The 14,279-nt window shown below is 61.6% G+C and carries 15 protein-coding genes and 1 riboswitch; of the genes, 8 read left to right on the top strand and 7 right to left on the bottom strand.

The annotated features are described in order from the left end of the window. Nucleotides 1-40 precede the first annotated feature (40 nt). Nucleotides 41-457 carry a MarR family winged helix-turn-helix transcriptional regulator gene (locus ACUN0E_RS14235; RefSeq protein ID WP_445566998.1) on the bottom strand — a complete coding sequence of 139 codons (417 nt, stop codon included), beginning with the start codon at nt 455-457 and terminating at the stop codon, nt 41-43. A 127-nt stretch (nt 458-584) separates the two neighbouring features. On the opposite strand from ACUN0E_RS14235, the gene ACUN0E_RS14230 reads away from it, so the two are divergent. The 5 genes from ACUN0E_RS14230 (at nt 585) to ACUN0E_RS14210 (ending at nt 5,246) form a co-directional block, all read left to right on the top strand. After that, nucleotides 585-1,016: a DUF2628 domain-containing protein gene (locus tag ACUN0E_RS14230; protein WP_445566997.1), complete on the top strand. Its 432-nt coding sequence runs from the start codon at nt 585-587 to the stop codon at nt 1,014-1,016. Between the two features lie 86 nt (nt 1,017-1,102). Further along, nucleotides 1,103-1,567, top strand: coding sequence for a hypothetical protein (locus tag ACUN0E_RS14225; protein ID WP_408225267.1), 465 nt, complete (start codon nt 1,103-1,105; stop codon nt 1,565-1,567). A gap of 173 nt (nt 1,568-1,740) precedes the next feature. Beyond that, nucleotides 1,741-3,063 (top strand): sugar efflux transporter, encoded by a 1,323-nt coding sequence (locus ACUN0E_RS14220; RefSeq protein WP_445566996.1) that lies wholly within the window; start codon nt 1,741-1,743, stop codon nt 3,061-3,063. A gap of 425 nt (nt 3,064-3,488) precedes the next feature. After that, nucleotides 3,489-4,526, top strand: coding sequence for a phosphogluconate dehydrogenase (NAD(+)-dependent, decarboxylating) (gene gnd, locus ACUN0E_RS14215; RefSeq protein WP_445566995.1), 1,038 nt, complete (start codon nt 3,489-3,491; stop codon nt 4,524-4,526). Between the two features lie 15 nt (nt 4,527-4,541). Next, nucleotides 4,542-5,246, top strand: a complete 705-nt coding sequence (locus ACUN0E_RS14210; protein WP_445566994.1) for an HAD family hydrolase — start codon at nt 4,542-4,544, stop codon at nt 5,244-5,246. Nucleotides 5,247-5,372: 126 nt separating this feature from the next. Here ACUN0E_RS14210 and ACUN0E_RS14205 read toward each other — a convergent pair whose 3' ends face one another. Together ACUN0E_RS14205 and ACUN0E_RS14200 are read right to left on the bottom strand one after the other, a co-directional pair. After that, on the bottom strand, nt 5,373-5,909 hold the full coding sequence (locus ACUN0E_RS14205) for an ankyrin repeat domain-containing protein (protein ID WP_445570438.1): 537 nt from the start codon (nt 5,907-5,909) through the stop codon (nt 5,373-5,375). 93 nt (nt 5,910-6,002) lie between these two features. Then, a complete protein-coding gene (locus tag ACUN0E_RS14200; protein ID WP_325047661.1) occupies nt 6,003-6,128 on the bottom strand; it encodes a hypothetical protein in 126 nt (41 codons plus the stop codon). A 307-nt stretch (nt 6,129-6,435) separates the two neighbouring features. Here ACUN0E_RS14200 and ACUN0E_RS14195 point away from each other — a divergent pair, with 307 nt between their 5' ends. Beyond that, nucleotides 6,436-6,558, top strand: coding sequence for a hypothetical protein (locus ACUN0E_RS14195; RefSeq protein ID WP_408224767.1), 123 nt, complete (start codon nt 6,436-6,438; stop codon nt 6,556-6,558). A gap of 59 nt (nt 6,559-6,617) precedes the next feature. Here ACUN0E_RS14195 and ACUN0E_RS14190 read toward each other — a convergent pair whose 3' ends face one another. Then, the gene (locus ACUN0E_RS14190; RefSeq protein ID WP_445566993.1) at nt 6,618-6,806 is read right to left on the bottom strand and encodes a hypothetical protein; all 189 of its coding nucleotides are present in this window, start codon (nt 6,804-6,806) and stop codon (nt 6,618-6,620) included. 376 nt (nt 6,807-7,182) lie between these two features. On the opposite strand from ACUN0E_RS14190, the gene ACUN0E_RS14185 reads away from it, so the two are divergent. Continuing rightward, nucleotides 7,183-9,576, top strand: a complete 2,394-nt coding sequence (locus ACUN0E_RS14185; protein ID WP_445566992.1) for a phosphoketolase family protein — start codon at nt 7,183-7,185, stop codon at nt 9,574-9,576. 12 nt (nt 9,577-9,588) lie between these two features. Next, nucleotides 9,589-10,752 (top strand): acetate/propionate family kinase, encoded by a 1,164-nt coding sequence (locus ACUN0E_RS14180; RefSeq protein ID WP_445566991.1) that lies wholly within the window; start codon nt 9,589-9,591, stop codon nt 10,750-10,752. Nucleotides 10,753-10,754: 2 nt separating this feature from the next. Here the strand turns inward: ACUN0E_RS14180 and ACUN0E_RS14175 are convergent, their stop codons facing one another. The 3 genes from ACUN0E_RS14175 to ACUN0E_RS14165 all read right to left on the bottom strand — a co-directional run bounded on the left by ACUN0E_RS14175 (nt 10,755) and on the right by ACUN0E_RS14165 (nt 14,208). Next, nucleotides 10,755-11,015 (bottom strand): BON domain-containing protein, encoded by a 261-nt coding sequence (locus ACUN0E_RS14175; RefSeq protein ID WP_408224776.1) that lies wholly within the window; start codon nt 11,013-11,015, stop codon nt 10,755-10,757. A 530-nt stretch (nt 11,016-11,545) separates the two neighbouring features. Continuing rightward, nucleotides 11,546-12,757, bottom strand: a complete 1,212-nt coding sequence (locus ACUN0E_RS14170; RefSeq protein ID WP_408224779.1) for a D-amino acid dehydrogenase — start codon at nt 12,755-12,757, stop codon at nt 11,546-11,548. Nucleotides 12,758-12,931: 174 nt separating this feature from the next. Continuing rightward, nucleotides 12,932-13,025, bottom strand: a riboswitch (glycine riboswitch). A gap of 223 nt (nt 13,026-13,248) precedes the next feature. Further along, nucleotides 13,249-14,208: a LysR family transcriptional regulator gene (locus tag ACUN0E_RS14165; protein ID WP_408224782.1), complete on the bottom strand. Its 960-nt coding sequence runs from the start codon at nt 14,206-14,208 to the stop codon at nt 13,249-13,251. Between the last annotated feature and the right edge of the window lie 71 nt (nt 14,209-14,279).

Genomic DNA, 14,279 nt, shown 5'->3' with positions numbered 1-14,279 from the left:
TATGGTTAGCAAGACAACTATTTGCTTAAAAAAAAGCGCCTCAGTCGAGCGCTTTCCGCACGCCGTGCATTGACGTAACGGCCGCCTCGAACAACTCGGGCCCAATCCTGGCACGCAGATTCCTCGCAATTTGCGCACTAGCTTCGTTGATGGGCCGCTCAAGCGCTTTGCCCGCCCGCGTGGCATACACCCGCCATTCGCGGCCGTCGGTTTCGCCCTGGCGGCGCTCCACGAGTCCTTTGTCGCTCAGGTTATCGATCAGCCGCGTTGCCGTGGGGCGGGCAATGCCCAGCAGGTCCGCCACCTGGCTGCTCAGGCAACCGGGCGTGGCCAGCACGACGCGCAGCACGAACCCCTGCGGCGGCGTGAGCCCGAATTCGGCGTACACGGCACCCCATTCGCGCTCGGCAAGTCGCGCCAGTGCGGATGAATTGAAGTAAAGGCAATGATCGAACATGGGTGCTATTGAAACGCAAGATGGTTAGCAAGGCAACTAAAATTCAGCGCATCGCATCGCATTGGCGCTGCCAATGGTTGTGTCGTCGCGTAAATTTCACACAAACGCATGTTCTTGCAAGCGTGACATGTTAAACGTCATGATTCGTTCTAGCGGCGTCATCGTGTTAAGGAAGGAAATGGCAGAAAGGATCTATCTTCAGTACCCCGGCAAGGACGAAACGGTCGCGGTCGCCACCGGTTTCAGCTGGGGCGCGTTGCTGTTGGGCTTCGTCTGGGCAATGTCGAAGAGAATGTGGTTTGCCACTTTCATCATGCTGGCGGTCAATACACTGCTGTTTTTCTCGGGCTTGTGGGGTGAAACGATCGGCACGATCGGCCTGGTGCTGTCCGTGCTGTTCGGCGTGGCCTGCGGTGCCTACGGCAACCAGTGGCACCGCTGGACGCTCGAAAAACGCGGATATGTGGTCGTGCAGCCGGCGGGCGAGGGTCGTCTTGCGGGAGCGGATATTGCTCAACCTCAGGCCGCGCGTGCAGGTCCGCCAAAGCAAGTCCCCTGAAGCACGCCGCCGGGTCTTCCCCGCCGTCATGGAGGCATTCGATGCCAATTGCAATCGCCATAAGCACGTCCGTCCGGTCTGCCGCCATGCTCCGTCGCAGCCTGCTTTGCGCGGCACTCGTCTCGTCGTTCTGCGTCGCGCCGCTTGCACATAGCGCCGATCCCGCTGCCGCGCCCGCGCCTGGTGCACCGGTCGCGGCAGGCACGCAAGCGGCCATGCCGGTCGCAGCGTCGGCTACCGCGCCCGACGACACCTTCCTGCTCACCATCTTCCTGCGCCACGACGAATCGAAGCCGCTGCCGAAAATCAACGACCAGTTGCGCGCGCAAGGATTCTTCAAGACCTTTCCGCCGCCCGGCATCGAGGTGGTGTCGTGGTACGTGATGATGGGTATCGGCCAGGTGGTCACGCTGCGTGTACCGGCCAGCCGTCTGCGTGAAGTCAACCGGGCCATCGAGACGACAGCGTGGGGCGGTTATCGCACCGAGTTCTATCCGACCTACGATTACAAAGCGCAAGCGCAGCAAATGCGCGCAACGGACGGCAAGTAGCGTCGTCTATGCCGTCAGTTCGTCTGCAACGGCACGCAACATAGATTTGGGATGCGGGACTACGGGTTTACGTGCCCGCAAGTCAGGCCGATAATGCCCCGGTTGTTCCGGCCACGAAGTCCGCGGTGCGCGTCGCGTCGCGGGCTCGCTCTCCCTGACCCACCGCCCCCCCCGTGTTGAAAACCTCCCGCTTTTTCGACCAGCTACGCATCCCCGGCTTCAAGCCTCTGGCTGCCGCCACCCTTATGCTCGGCGTGGCGATGTCGTTCACCGCTCCGTATCTGTCGCTGTTCGGCGTCGAGCGCGCCGGCATGACGCCGCTCAAACTCGGCATATTCATGACGCTGATCGCCGCCAGCGGGGTGCTCGCCAGCACCTTCGCCGGCCGGTGGAGCGATGCGAGCGGACGGCACCGGCCGCTATTGCTGGCGGCGCTGGTGGCCGCCGCGCTCGGCTATCTCTGTCTATGCGTGGTGCGTGATTACCGGCTGTTGCTGGTGGTGGGCATTGTCTTTATCGGCGCGGGCGGCTCGGCCATTTCGATGGTGTTCTCGTTCAGCCGTGCGGCGCTGCCGGTGCCCGATCCCGCGGAGCGCGCGTTCGCCAGCGCCACGTTGCGAACGATCCTCTCGGCCGCGTGGGTGTTCGGTCCATCGGTGGGCGCACTGGTGCTTGCCGGCGCCGGTTTCTATGGGCTCTTCCTGTTCGCGGCGGCCAGTTTCGCGGCCTGTGCGACCATCGTCTGGCGCATGCGGGAGCCGCAAGGCCATCTGGGCGATCACACCGTGGAAGACACGGCCTCGGAGCCGTCGGCCTCCATTACCGTGCCGCCGCTGACCGCGCCCGGCGACGAGGCGCATGAGGACCTGCCGGGCGTCGCCTCGCCGAACGATATCCGCCGTGCCGTGGCCGCGCTCACCCTGCTCGGTCTGGCCGCAAACGCCACCATGATCGTGCTCCCGCTTTACATCGTGCACGGCCTGAACGGCACGCATCTCGACGTGTCGGTCATGCTCGGACTCGGCGCCCTGATGGAGATTCCGATGATGCTCGCGCTCGGCGCGAAGTCGTCGACGCTGCACAAGCCTAGCTGGCTGGCGGCCTGCGCGGCGGTCCACGCCGTGTATTTCGTCGCGATGTCGCTCGCGGGGTCTGTCCACGTGCTGATTCCGATGCAGATGCTCAACGCGTTCGTGGTGGCGGTGACCTCGTGCCTCGGCATGACTTACGTGCAGGATCTGATGCCGCAATCGCCCGGCCGCGCGACCGCGCTGTTCTTCAATGCGGCGCGGGTCGGCTCGATTCTCTCCGGCGTGTTATCGGGTTTGCTGGTGCAGGCATTCAGCTTTCGCGGCACATTCCTGTTCTGCGGTTTGCTGGCACTTTGTGCACTGGTGCTGTTCGCCGTGCCGGGTTATCGCTATCCGCAGATGTGGCGCGCGGTGCAGCGTATTGCGCGCACGCAATACGGGAAGTTTCAGGCACGGCGGCGCTAGGGTTTTCAATTCCGTTTGCAATTCCTGTGCTGCACGCGCTTCGCGCCGCCCGCACCCATCCCCCGGCCCAAAGGCGGCGGCCGCGAAAACATCCACCCGATCGCCTGCCCGAAGTGTAAGAAGGTAGTTAGCCAAATCGAAGCCGGCGTCTTGACTACGGCTCACTCCGATGCACGTCGGGAACTTCAGGCTGCGCAAAACCTCTGCAAAGAAGCGTATCGTCGTTTGATGCAGGCGGGAATGCCCGATTCACTGCACGGGCGATTCAGGGCTGCTACCGTGTGTCCATCGGATCACGGCAACGCAACGCCAGCAACTGGCAACTACGGTTAGGAAAGCCACTCGCCGCAAGTCAAGCGCGCGGCATGGCCGCAGTAGGTCGAATCAGATCGGGCAGCGCAACGAGACACTTTCCGGAGCGAGATATGCAGCTAGGCATGATTGGATTGGGACGCATGGGCGCGGACATGGTGCGACGCCTGACGAAGGGCGGTCAGCAATGTATCGCTTACGACGTGCAACCAGCAGCGGTGGACAAGCTGAAACAGGACGGTGTAGCAGGCGCAGCCTCGCTCGAGGACCTGGTCGCGCAGTTGCAGAAACCGCGCGCGGTGTGGCTGATGGTGCCCGCGGCGGTCGTCGACAAAACGCTTGAGAACCTGGTGCCCTTGCTGGAGCCTGGCGACATCGTGATCGACGGTGGCAACTCCTACTACCACGACGACATTCGCCGCGGCGCCGATCTGGCCAAACGTCAGCTTCACTATGTTGACGTCGGCACGAGCGGCGGCGTCGCGGGACGCGAGCGTGGCTACTGTCTGATGATCGGTGGCGAAGCGGAAGTCGTGAAGCGGCTCGAACCGATTTTTTCGACGCTAGCGCCGGGAACGGGCTCGGTGCCTGCCACGCCGGGCCGCACAGCCAGCGCCAGCACGGCCGATCAAGGCTTCCTGCATTGCGGACCGCAGGGTGCGGGGCACTTTGTGAAGATGGTCCACAACGGCATCGAATACGGAATGATGGCCGCGTATGCCGAAGGCCTGAACATTCTGCGCCACGCCGACGCCGGCAAACACGCGCGCGAAGCCGATGCCGAAACGTCGCCGCTGCGCCGTCCCGAGCTTTACCAGTATGAATTGAATCTCGCCGAGGTCACCGAGGTATGGCGGCGCGGCAGCGTGATCGGTTCGTGGTTGCTGGACCTGATCGCAGGATCGCTCGTCAGTGACGCCGATCTGCAAAGCTACGCCGGACGCGTATCGGATTCGGGCGAAGGGCGCTGGACGGTGGCGGCAGCGATCGACGAAGGCGTGCCGACGCCGGTGCTGAGTGCGGCGCTGTTCGCGCGGTTCAGCTCGCGGGGCGATGCGGATTTTGCGAACCGGGTGTTGTCGGCCATGCGGCACGACTTCGGCGGTCATGTCGAGAAAGCGGCCGCGCCGGCCGATGGACAGAAGCGTTAATTCACGGGAGCCGCGATGGAAGCCACCAACGCCACGCCTCACGACGTCGTGTTTCTGTTCGATTGCGATAACACGTTGCTGGACAACGATCATGTGCTCGCGGATTTGCGCGCGCACATGATGCGGCAGTTCGGCGAGCAGAACAGCACACGGTACTGGGAAATCTTTGAAGACCTGCGCGCGGAGCTGGGTTATGCCGATTATCTGGGCGCGTTGCAGCGGTATCGGCAGGAGCATCCGCGGGACACGGGCTTGTTGTTGATGTCGTCGTTTCTGATTGATTATCCGTTTGCGAACCGGCTTTATCCGGGCGCATTGGATGCGATCCGGCATGTGTCGCAGCGAGGGCCTGCGGTGATTCTGTCCGACGGAGATGTGGTGTTCCAGCCAAGGAAGATTGCCCGCTCGGGCTTATGGGACGAGGTCGAAGGGCGGGTTTTGATTTACATCCATAAGGAGCAGATGCTCGATCAGGTGATGGAATGTTATCCGGCCCGGCACTACGTGATGGTGGATGACAAATTGCGGATTTTGACAGCCATGAAGAAGAGTTGGGGTGAACGGCTGACGACGGTTTTTCCTCGCCAGGGGCATTACGCTTTTGATCCCAGGGAGATTGCAAGCAATCCGCCAGCGGACGTGACGGTTGAGAGGATTGGGGAGCTGGCCGGGATCGATCTGGATGGTTTGCTGAGTGGAGGCACTGCGGGAGGGGCTTAGGCTTTCTGCCTTTCTGGCGGCGTTGCGCGTGCGTGTCAGTGCAAAGAACGCAGGCTTCGCAACGGAATTGATGAAGCTGAGTGGCTGTGTAGCGACGCTAGCGCGCTACACAGCTACGTTTAGCGCTCAGGAACCCGCTTTCTTTAGTTGCGCGGGCGTATCTGTCGCCCCCATCTTGTTGGCGGCATCCAGCGGGGTGAATCCACTCGCGTCTCGCGCTTGCGGATTCGCACCGTGCCCGATCAGTAGGTCGACGATCTCCGTGCGGTTGAACATCGCCGCGATCATCAACGCGGTGCGGCCATCGGGCGACGCGCCTTCGACATCCGCGCCGTGCGCGAGCAAGATTTCAATGACAGCGTTGAACCCCTTGAAAGCAGCGCCCGCAATGGGTGTCTGTCCGTTGTCGTTACGCAGATCCGGATCAGCCCCGTGCTCGAGCAGCGCGCGTACCGCATCGACATGACCGTGATAGCTCGCCAGCATGACAAGACTGTCGCCCTTATCGTTGCGCAAATTCGGCGGCACGCCTTTTTCGATTACTGTGGCGAGCATGGCGGCATCGCCGCGCCGTGCGAGATCGAAAACTTCATGCGCCAGTTCGATCAAGGCCGGATCGATCTCCGGTTTGGCGGGCGGGGAAGGTTCAGCGTGGTCCGTCAATGCAATCTCCTTGCAATAGTCCTGGCCGCCAGGCGGCACGGGAAGATCGTTCAGGATACACATTTTGCGCCGCTGACGCCCACCCAGTGGTGGCTACAGCTTGCCGAGCACCGTTACCAGCAATCCGAACACGCCCACCAGAACGGCGACGCCCGCGCACAACAGCACGAGCGAGAGAACAAGAATCAGGGGCGCTTTGAGGCGGCTGGGTGTCGACATGGTGGCTGTTCAGATGATGGGCGAGCGGGACAGGACGCGCCAGATGCGGTCCGCCGTCGCGCATTTAGCATGGCGAGCTTAGCCGCATTCACTTAATGCTCGCTTAAAGTCTAGCGCAAGACCGGCAGCCTCCGGCGAGCCGACTGTCCAACAGCGTACAGACTTATCGACCAAATGAGAGCATGATCCTTGCTTGGCGCACGGCAAGAACGGGTCTATTCAACGTCAGCCATGCGCGCAATCGGTTGCCCACCTTCGCGTCGCAGGCGATAAAACGCTGTGCGGCCGGCGGGCTAAAGGAAAAATCATGACATCCGCAATCTGGGGCACCCTGGCCGGTATAGCGCTGATGTTCGGCGCTTCGATGTACCTGCGTCAGCTTCGTCTCATACACCGCCCGGATCGCCGCTGGACAGGCAAGAAACGTTGATTCGTCCTACATCCCCGAAAAAAGGAGGCCCTATGTCACCTGTACCTACCCAAAAACGCTCACCATCGCCGTTGCGCCCAGCCGATTCGCCAGGCGCCGTGCGTGACCGCCGCGCTGAACTTGGCCGCGCCGATGAAGCGCGCGCCGAGCAGCGTGAACAGGATGATGCGCGCAACGACCCCAATGCCAGCAAATGGCGCTACCGTCCGCCACAGCGCGAGGAGAAAGAGCAGGAGTAACGCTTTCAACTGAACACCAGCGAATGAACAGACGAACGGGCGCTAGCCAACGTTCGGGCCGGCAATCGGATCGGCCACTCCATTGTCCATGCACGATCCACGCTTCCCACGCGTGCACGAAAGCGACGCACGTACGTCGCAAGATCAAGGTTCGAACGATCCGTCGAACCATGACGTATGCTTCCTGTCAGACCCCTGACGATTCCCGGCCCGATTCCCGAAAGCCCTGAGCAACGGAGCTTTGCCGGAATGCTTGCGTCATGTTGCGTTATGTCATGCGCATGACATAACGGCCGGCATGGCTGGCTTCTCCGCCAGCCACGTCACGAACAATCGCTGCAGCACCCGCTAACCTGCCTGACAGTCCTTTCCAAGGAGTGACGCCATGGCCGAAGCAACCACCCGTCCGACCCCGCCGAAAACCCTAGAACCCGAAACGTTGCGCAAAATGGACCGCTACTGGCGCGCCTGCAACTACCTTTCGGCCGGCATGATCTATCTGCGCGACAATCCGCTGCTGCGCGAAGCGCTCAAACCCGAACACATCAAGAACCGCCTGCTGGGCCATTGGGGCTCGGACCCAGGGCAAAGTTTCCTGCTGGTGCATCTGAACCGGCTGATCAAAAAGCTCGATCTGGACGTGATCTATATCGCCGGCCCGGGCCATGGCGCGCCTGCTACGCTGGCCCACTGCTACCTCGAAGGCCACTACTCGGAAATCTATCCCGACCGCAGCGAAGACGAAGCCGGCATGCGGCGCTTTTTCCGGCAGTTCTCGTTTCCCGGCGGCATCGGTTCGCATTGCACGCCTGAAACGCCCGGCTCGATTCACGAAGGCGGCGAACTCGGCTATAGCCTGTCGCACGGCTACGGCGCAGCGTTCGACAATCCCGATCTGATCGTCGCGGTAATGATCGGCGACGGCGAGGCGGAAACTGGCCCGCTCGCCACGTCATGGCACTCGAACAAATTCCTCAACCCGATTCGCGATGGCGCGGTGCTGCCGGTTCTGCATCTGAACGGCTACAAGATCGCCAACCCGACGATCCTCGCGCGCATTCCCCGCGAGGAACTCGACGCCTTGCTGACCGGCTACGGCCACAAGCCGTATTTCGTCGAAGGCGACGATCCTGACACCATGCACCAGCAGATGGCCGCGACGCTTGAACAATGTATCGGCGAAATCCGCGCGATCCAGCAGCATGCACGCGAGGCCAATGACGCAACGCGGCCGCGCTGGCCGATGATCGTGCTGCGTTCGCCGAAAGGCTGGACCGGCCCGAAAGAAGTCGACGGCCATCAAGTGGAAGGCTCGTGGCGCGCGCACCAGGTCCCGGTGCTCGATCCGGTCACCAATAGCAGGAGTCTGAAGCTCGTCGAGAGCTGGCTGCGCAGTTATGAACCGGAGTCGCTATTCGATGAAGCAGGGCGTCTGGTCGAAGAGCTGCGCGAACTGGCGCCCGTCGGCACGCGGCGCATCAGCGCCAATCCGCATGCGAATGGCGGCATGCTGTGTAAAACGCTCGACATGCCGGCGTTTCGCGACTACGCGGTGGCCGTAAAAAACCCCGGCGGCTCCTACACGTCGCCCACTGAGGTGCTCGGCACGTTTCTGCGCGACGTGATGCGCAAGAACATGACGAACTTCCGCGTATTCGGCCCCGACGAAACCGCCAGCAACAAGCTGACGGCCATCTACGAGGCCTCGGAGAAAACCTGGCTGGCCGAAACCATGGCAAGCGACGCCGACGGCGGCGAACTCGCCGTGGACGGCCGCGTGATGGAGATGCTGAGCGAACACACGCTTGAAGGCTGGTTCGAAGGGTACGTGCTGACCGGGCGTCATGGACTTTTCGCTACCTATGAAGCGTTCGTCCACGTGATCGATTCGATGTTCAACCAGCACGCCAAGTGGCTGGAGAAAGCAAAGCGCGATCTCGGCTGGCGGCAACCGGTGCCGTCGATCAACCTGCTGATCACGTCGCTGGTGTGGCGCCAGGATCACAACGGCTTCACGCACCAGGACCCGGGCTTTCTCGATGTTGTCACCAACAAGAGCCCCGACGTGGTGCGTATTTACCTGCCTCCAGATGCGAATTGTCTGTTGAGCGTCGCCGATCATTGCTTGCGTTCGCGCGACTACGTCAATGTGATCGTCGCCGACAAGCAGCCGCATCTGCAGTATCTCGACATGGAATCGGCCGTCACGCATTGCACCAAGGGCATTGGCATCTGGGATTGGGCGTCGACGGATCAGGGCGTCGAACCGGACGTGGTGATGGCGTGCGCGGGCGACATCGCGACAATGGAAGCGCTCGCCGCCGTGCAGATTCTGAAGGAGCGCTTTCCTGAGTTGAAAATCCGCTTCGTCAACGTGGTCGATCTGTTCCGCCTGATGCCTGAGCATGCGCATCCGCACGGCCTGTCCAGCCGCGATTTCGATTCGCTGTTCACCACCGGCAAGCCGGTGATCTTCAACTTCCACTCGTACGCGTCGCTGGTGCACAAGCTGACGTACAACCGTACCAATCACGACAATCTGCATGTGCACGGCTACCACGAGAAAGGCAACATCAACACGCCGCTCGAACTGGCGATCATCAACCAGGTCGACCGTTTCTCGCTGGCTATCGATGTGATCGATCGCGTGCCGGCGCTGCGCGGCGTTGGCGATCACGTGAAAGAGTGGCTGCGCGGGCAGATCATCGAGCATCTTGCTTATGCGCATGCCGAAGGCATCGATAAGGAAGAGATCCGCAACTGGACGTGGAAGGGTTAGGCGGAGCGTGCCATGGAGACTCATGAGAAGACCGGCGACCCGACGCAGCCCCCGACGATTCTGGTGCTGAACAGCGGGTCGTCGTCGCTGAAATTCGGGCTGTTTACGCACTCCGGCGGTGACGAAGCATTGCTGCTGGAGGGCAGCGCCGAAGGTATTGGACGGGACGACGGCAGCCTGCGCATCAAGTCGCCCGACGGCCGCGTGCTGGTGCAACAGGAGCATGTGATGCAGTCGCAGACCGACGCGTTGCAGAAGCTCTCGCGCGTACTGGCGCAACAGAAGCACGAGCGGCCTACGGCGGTGGGGCATCGCGTGGTGCATGGCGGCCCGCATTTGCGAACGCATCTGCGATTGACGCCTGAAGTCCGGCAGCGTTTGCAGGACGCCGTGCACTTCGCGCCTTTGCATATTCCCCCGGCGCTGGCGCTGATCGACGAGGCAACGAAGATTTTCAGCGATGCGCAGCAATTCGCCTGCTTCGATACCGCCTTTCACGCGACGCTACCGCCGCGCGCGGCGCAGCTTGCGTTGCCGCGCCGCTATGTGGATGCGGGAGTGATTCGTTATGGCTTTCATGGGCTGTCGTATGAATCGCTGGTGAAGCGGCTCGGCGCCGAATTGCCGCCGCGTGCGGTATTCGCTCACCTGGGTAACGGTTCGAGTTTATGTGCGTTGCAGGACGGCAAATCCGTTGATACATCGATGGGATTAACGCCGACCGGCGGCGTGCCGATGGGCACGCGCAGCGGCGACCTTGACCCGGGCGTGCTGCTGTATCTGATGCGCGTGGAGAAGCTCGATGCCAACGCGCTGGAGACGCTGTTGAATCGCCAGAGCGGCCTGGCCGGTTACGCCGATGGCGAGAGCGATATGCAGGCGCTGGAGAAGCGCGCCGCGGCAGGCGATGCGAATGCATCGCTGGCGCTGGAGGCGTTTGCTACTGCTGTGCGCAAAACGATTGGTGCTTACGCGGCTTTACTGGGCGGGATCGATTTGCTGGTGTTCACGGGTGGCATTGGCGAACACAGTGAGGAGATTCGCAGACGCGTGTGCGAGGGGCTTGCGTTTTTGGGGCTAGCGGAAGGTGATCCGGCGAGCAAGGTGAGGGCGATTCACACTGAGGAAGAAAAGCAGATTGCGAGGCATTGCAGGAGGCTATTGCAGGCGGGTTGATGCTAATTTGCCTTGATCGTGGAGTGATCGGAAACACCGGTGACACCGAACAAACGGGAGACGTCTTCGAGTGCAGCAATTCGTTGCTGTTCATGTGGAAGGATGCCGAGCAGGGTGATGCGCCCGTGTGAGACTTTGACTTGCAGGGTATTGGGGGGCACGGCGGCATCCCAGGCCAGGCGCCGTGCAGCTTCTACGGCGATCTGTTTATCGGAGAGGCGCGTGCCTGCGTTTCTGCGCGTGGTGTGGCGGGATCTGGTCATGAAGATTCCATCGAGAGGGACACCGATTAGAGAACACTAGCAGATGCAGCGGGTTTTGCCCTGGCGGCGCTTCACTCCGGATAAGCATCCAGGCAGGGCAGCCCTGCCTGGACCATCGCGAAAGCGCTGCAGATAGTTCTAAACAATGTTTTGCGATCAGGCTTCATCGAGCACCTCACCGAGTCGAAGCTGACGGCCCCCTAAACGCGCAACCGAAGCCCCATGGTTTCCGAGGCGGACCCGTCCGCGACGCACGCAGTGCGGAGTGGGAGCTGACGACTCCTTTGTCACCAGCGCCGAGTGTGCGAAGACACAGATTCCAGATGGACCACTACCGCGACTGCGCGGGGGACCCGCTTATAAGCTAGCGGTGTGAGCTGCTTTCTTTTGCCTACTTTTCTTTGCAGCAGGCAAAGAAAAGTAGGTGCCTGCCCCGCACAGGGGCGACGCTAATAAACCAATAAGAATTCAAGGAAAGGCCAACGCAGCAGGCAACCAGACGACCAAAGCGCCCCGCAGGCAACCAACCCTTATTGAACAGCCCCCGCCACAACCTGCGCAGTAGCCGCCGACAACGTCCACCCCAGATGCCCATGCCCGGTGTTATAAAAAACGCCGCGCCGTTTCCCGCGCCCCACCTTCGGCAACATACTCGGCAGCATAGGCCTCAATCCAGCCCATGGAATCACCTTCGAAGTCGACACCTCAGGAAAATACTGTCGAGTCCAGTCGACCAAAGGCGCAATGCGATCCGACCGGATATCCCGATTGAACCCATTGATCTCCGCGGTCCCCGCAACCCGGAACCGATCCACGCCAAGCCGGCTGGTGACGATCTTCGCACTGTCGTCAAGCAAACTGACCCATGGCGCGTTCTGTTGACTCACTTCATCATCGAGACAAACGGTGATCGAATAACCCTTAACCGGATAGATATTCACATGATCGCCAAGCATCGCCGCAAAATCGCGGCTCTTCACGCCGGCGCACACGACGATCCGCTCAAAGGCAAAGCGCTGTGACTCGCCCTCGAGATTAACCGTCAGGGAAAACTGTCCTTCAGCCGGCTGCTCGATCGCCGCGATCTCGGCATCGTAGTGAAACTCCACACCGTGTCGCACGCAGGCGTCCGCCAGGCCGCGGGTGAACTTGTGAATATCGCCGGTGGAATCGGAAGGTGTAAAAAAGCCGCCGTAAAACTCGCCCTTTATCGTCGGCTCGATCGCATGCAACTCACTCGCCGTTACCGGATTCCGGTCCAGTCCACCTTCGCGCAGCAACGCATTCACCTTGCTCGCCGAATCGAATTCCTTGCGCGTCTTATAGATGTGCAAAATACCGCGCCGCTCCAGATCGAAATCGATCCCTTCGCGCTCGGCAATCGAAAACAGATGCTCACGCGCAGCAATCGCGAGCCGCACCGTTTCGACGGTGTTCGCACGGTAGTGCGGAATCTGCCGTAGAAATTCACCCATCCACGAATACTTGTGCCACGTGGGCATCGGATTGAGCAGTAGCGGGGCGTCGCGCGTGAGCATCCAGCGCAAGCCTTTCAGCACGGTGGCCGCGCTGTTCCAGACTTCGGCATTGCTGGCCGACAACTGGCCGCCGTTGGCGAACGAGGTCTCCATCGCCGCATAGCGATGACGTTCGAACACCGTAACGTGGTGGCCGCGCTGCGCCAGGGCGTGAGCAGTCGTGACGCCGGTAATGCCGGCGCCGATAATGGCGATTCGTGACATGACATGATCCAGAGTAGTTGAGCATCACCGGTGTCGATTTCGTGTCGAAACCGGCGTCGATGCCCCATCTGTCCATGTACCTGAGAGTTTCTTCCCGTGAGCATACGCGCGCAATTTAGGCGGTATGCAGGGAATCCCCTTCGGTGGGCGCGCACGGCGCCGCTCTCCAGATGTTCCAGCTGCGCGGTCCTTTTGCCTGAGAGTTTCCGGGGCGGTTGCTCCGTCGGCGTCGTCACAATCCTCTGACGATCTCTCCCGCGCTGCATTGCAGAACGGCTCGACAATACCGGGCAAAAAACTTCACCGCAAGTGTTTCCTGCAATGCGACGCCCGATCGGCCCTGCCGGGAGCTGTGCACGGCACGCTGAAAAGGCCCATCCACGTAGGCGCGCCCACGCTGGGCTCACGGTCGCGCCTACGGCGCCTGGGTCCGAGGCGTCGGCATGTTCACCGTGGGGCGTTCAATTCCCGCAGCCGCCACCAGGCCATGCTCACGGACGCACCCTGGGCTCCTGCGCCCGCCGCCCCGGCGTCGCACCGGCGCGCTGGTACACCCCCGAGAACGCGGTACAGGCAGTGCGAATCATCTCGATTAGCGTTGCAGCGACGGTGGTGGTCAGATCGATATCCCGGCAGATCAAGCCGATCGTCATGTCCGGCAGCGGTTCGGTCAGACCGATCTTGCGCAGCAGTCCCTTGTACGGCGCCGTATGGAACGGCAGTTCCGACCACAGGCTGATGCGGTCGGTGGTGCTGGCCATCTCCAGGTATAGCGACGTCGACGTGCAACGCAGCACGTTTTTCGGCGGCGCGATGTCCTGGCTGCCGAACAGCGTGCCGATCAGGCTCGTTGAATCGTCGAGCGCGTCCCAGCTAAGCCATGCCGCCTGGGCGAGCCCCTGCAGAGAATGCGTGCCGCGCAGCGGATGGCCGGTGCGCACGCCCAGCGTCGTGGCGATGGTGTAGAGCGTCTCCCAGTGGAAACGCGTGTCGGTCGGCTGACCGATGCGCGAGACCAGGCCGAAATCGATCGAGCCGTCCGCGAGGCCTTCCTGGATCTGCGGCGGACGCAATTCGAACACGTTAATGGTGACCTGCGGATAAACCCGTGAAAACTCCCGCAACGCCTCAGCAAACGGCCCGGCAGACGTCACCGGCGTGACGCCCACCGTCACGGTGCCGCGCGCGATGCCGAGCAGCGTGGAGATGTCCTCGTGTGCATGGCGCAGTTCCTGTTCGATCGCGCGCGCGTGGCGAATCAGGCTTTGTCCGTACGGCGTGAGTTGCGTGCCCTTGGCTGAGCGCACGAACATCGGCGCGCCGAGTTCCGCCTCCAGATCGGACAGCGCCTTGCTCACGGCCGGCTGCGTGACGTGCAGCGCACGCGACGCCTCGTGGATGCTGCCGTTCTCCGCGACGGCGATCAATGAGCGCAATTGGTGAAGTTTCATCGTCGAATCCACTCGAAGGGTGCCTCGGCTGTATGCCGCCGCAGCCTCCAGTGTGGGGATAAATAAAAGTG

The organism is Paraburkholderia sp. D1E (genome assembly GCF_052682275.1).
This window is presented reverse-complemented; position numbering and strand designations above follow the sequence as displayed.

What these genes read in the sequence shown, in the direction of transcription:
- ACUN0E_RS14200 (WP_325047661.1), bottom strand. Translation starts at nt 6,128, where the DNA reads ATGTCGACACCCAGCCGCCTCAAAGCGCCCCTGATTCTTGTTCTCTCG.
- gnd (WP_445566995.1), top strand. Translation starts at nt 3,489, where the DNA reads ATGCAGCTAGGCATGATTGGATTGGGACGCATGGGCGCGGACATGGTG.
- ACUN0E_RS14170 (WP_408224779.1), bottom strand. Translation starts at nt 12,757, where the DNA reads ATGTCACGAATCGCCATTATCGGCGCCGGCATTACCGGCGTCACGACT.
- ACUN0E_RS14225 (WP_408225267.1), top strand. Translation starts at nt 1,103, where the DNA reads ATGCTCCGTCGCAGCCTGCTTTGCGCGGCACTCGTCTCGTCGTTCTGC.
- ACUN0E_RS14195 (WP_408224767.1), top strand. Translation starts at nt 6,436, where the DNA reads ATGACATCCGCAATCTGGGGCACCCTGGCCGGTATAGCGCTGATGTTC.
- ACUN0E_RS14185 (WP_445566992.1), top strand. Translation starts at nt 7,183, where the DNA reads ATGGCCGAAGCAACCACCCGTCCGACCCCGCCGAAAACCCTAGAACCC.
- ACUN0E_RS14175 (WP_408224776.1), bottom strand. Translation starts at nt 11,015, where the DNA reads ATGACCAGATCCCGCCACACCACGCGCAGAAACGCAGGCACGCGCCTC.
- ACUN0E_RS14230 (WP_445566997.1), top strand. Translation starts at nt 585, where the DNA reads ATGTTAAACGTCATGATTCGTTCTAGCGGCGTCATCGTGTTAAGGAAG.
- ACUN0E_RS14210 (WP_445566994.1), top strand. Translation starts at nt 4,542, where the DNA reads ATGGAAGCCACCAACGCCACGCCTCACGACGTCGTGTTTCTGTTCGAT.
- ACUN0E_RS14180 (WP_445566991.1), top strand. Translation starts at nt 9,589, where the DNA reads ATGGAGACTCATGAGAAGACCGGCGACCCGACGCAGCCCCCGACGATT.
- ACUN0E_RS14235 (WP_445566998.1), bottom strand. Translation starts at nt 457, where the DNA reads ATGTTCGATCATTGCCTTTACTTCAATTCATCCGCACTGGCGCGACTT.
- ACUN0E_RS14165 (WP_408224782.1), bottom strand. Translation starts at nt 14,208, where the DNA reads ATGAAACTTCACCAATTGCGCTCATTGATCGCCGTCGCGGAGAACGGC.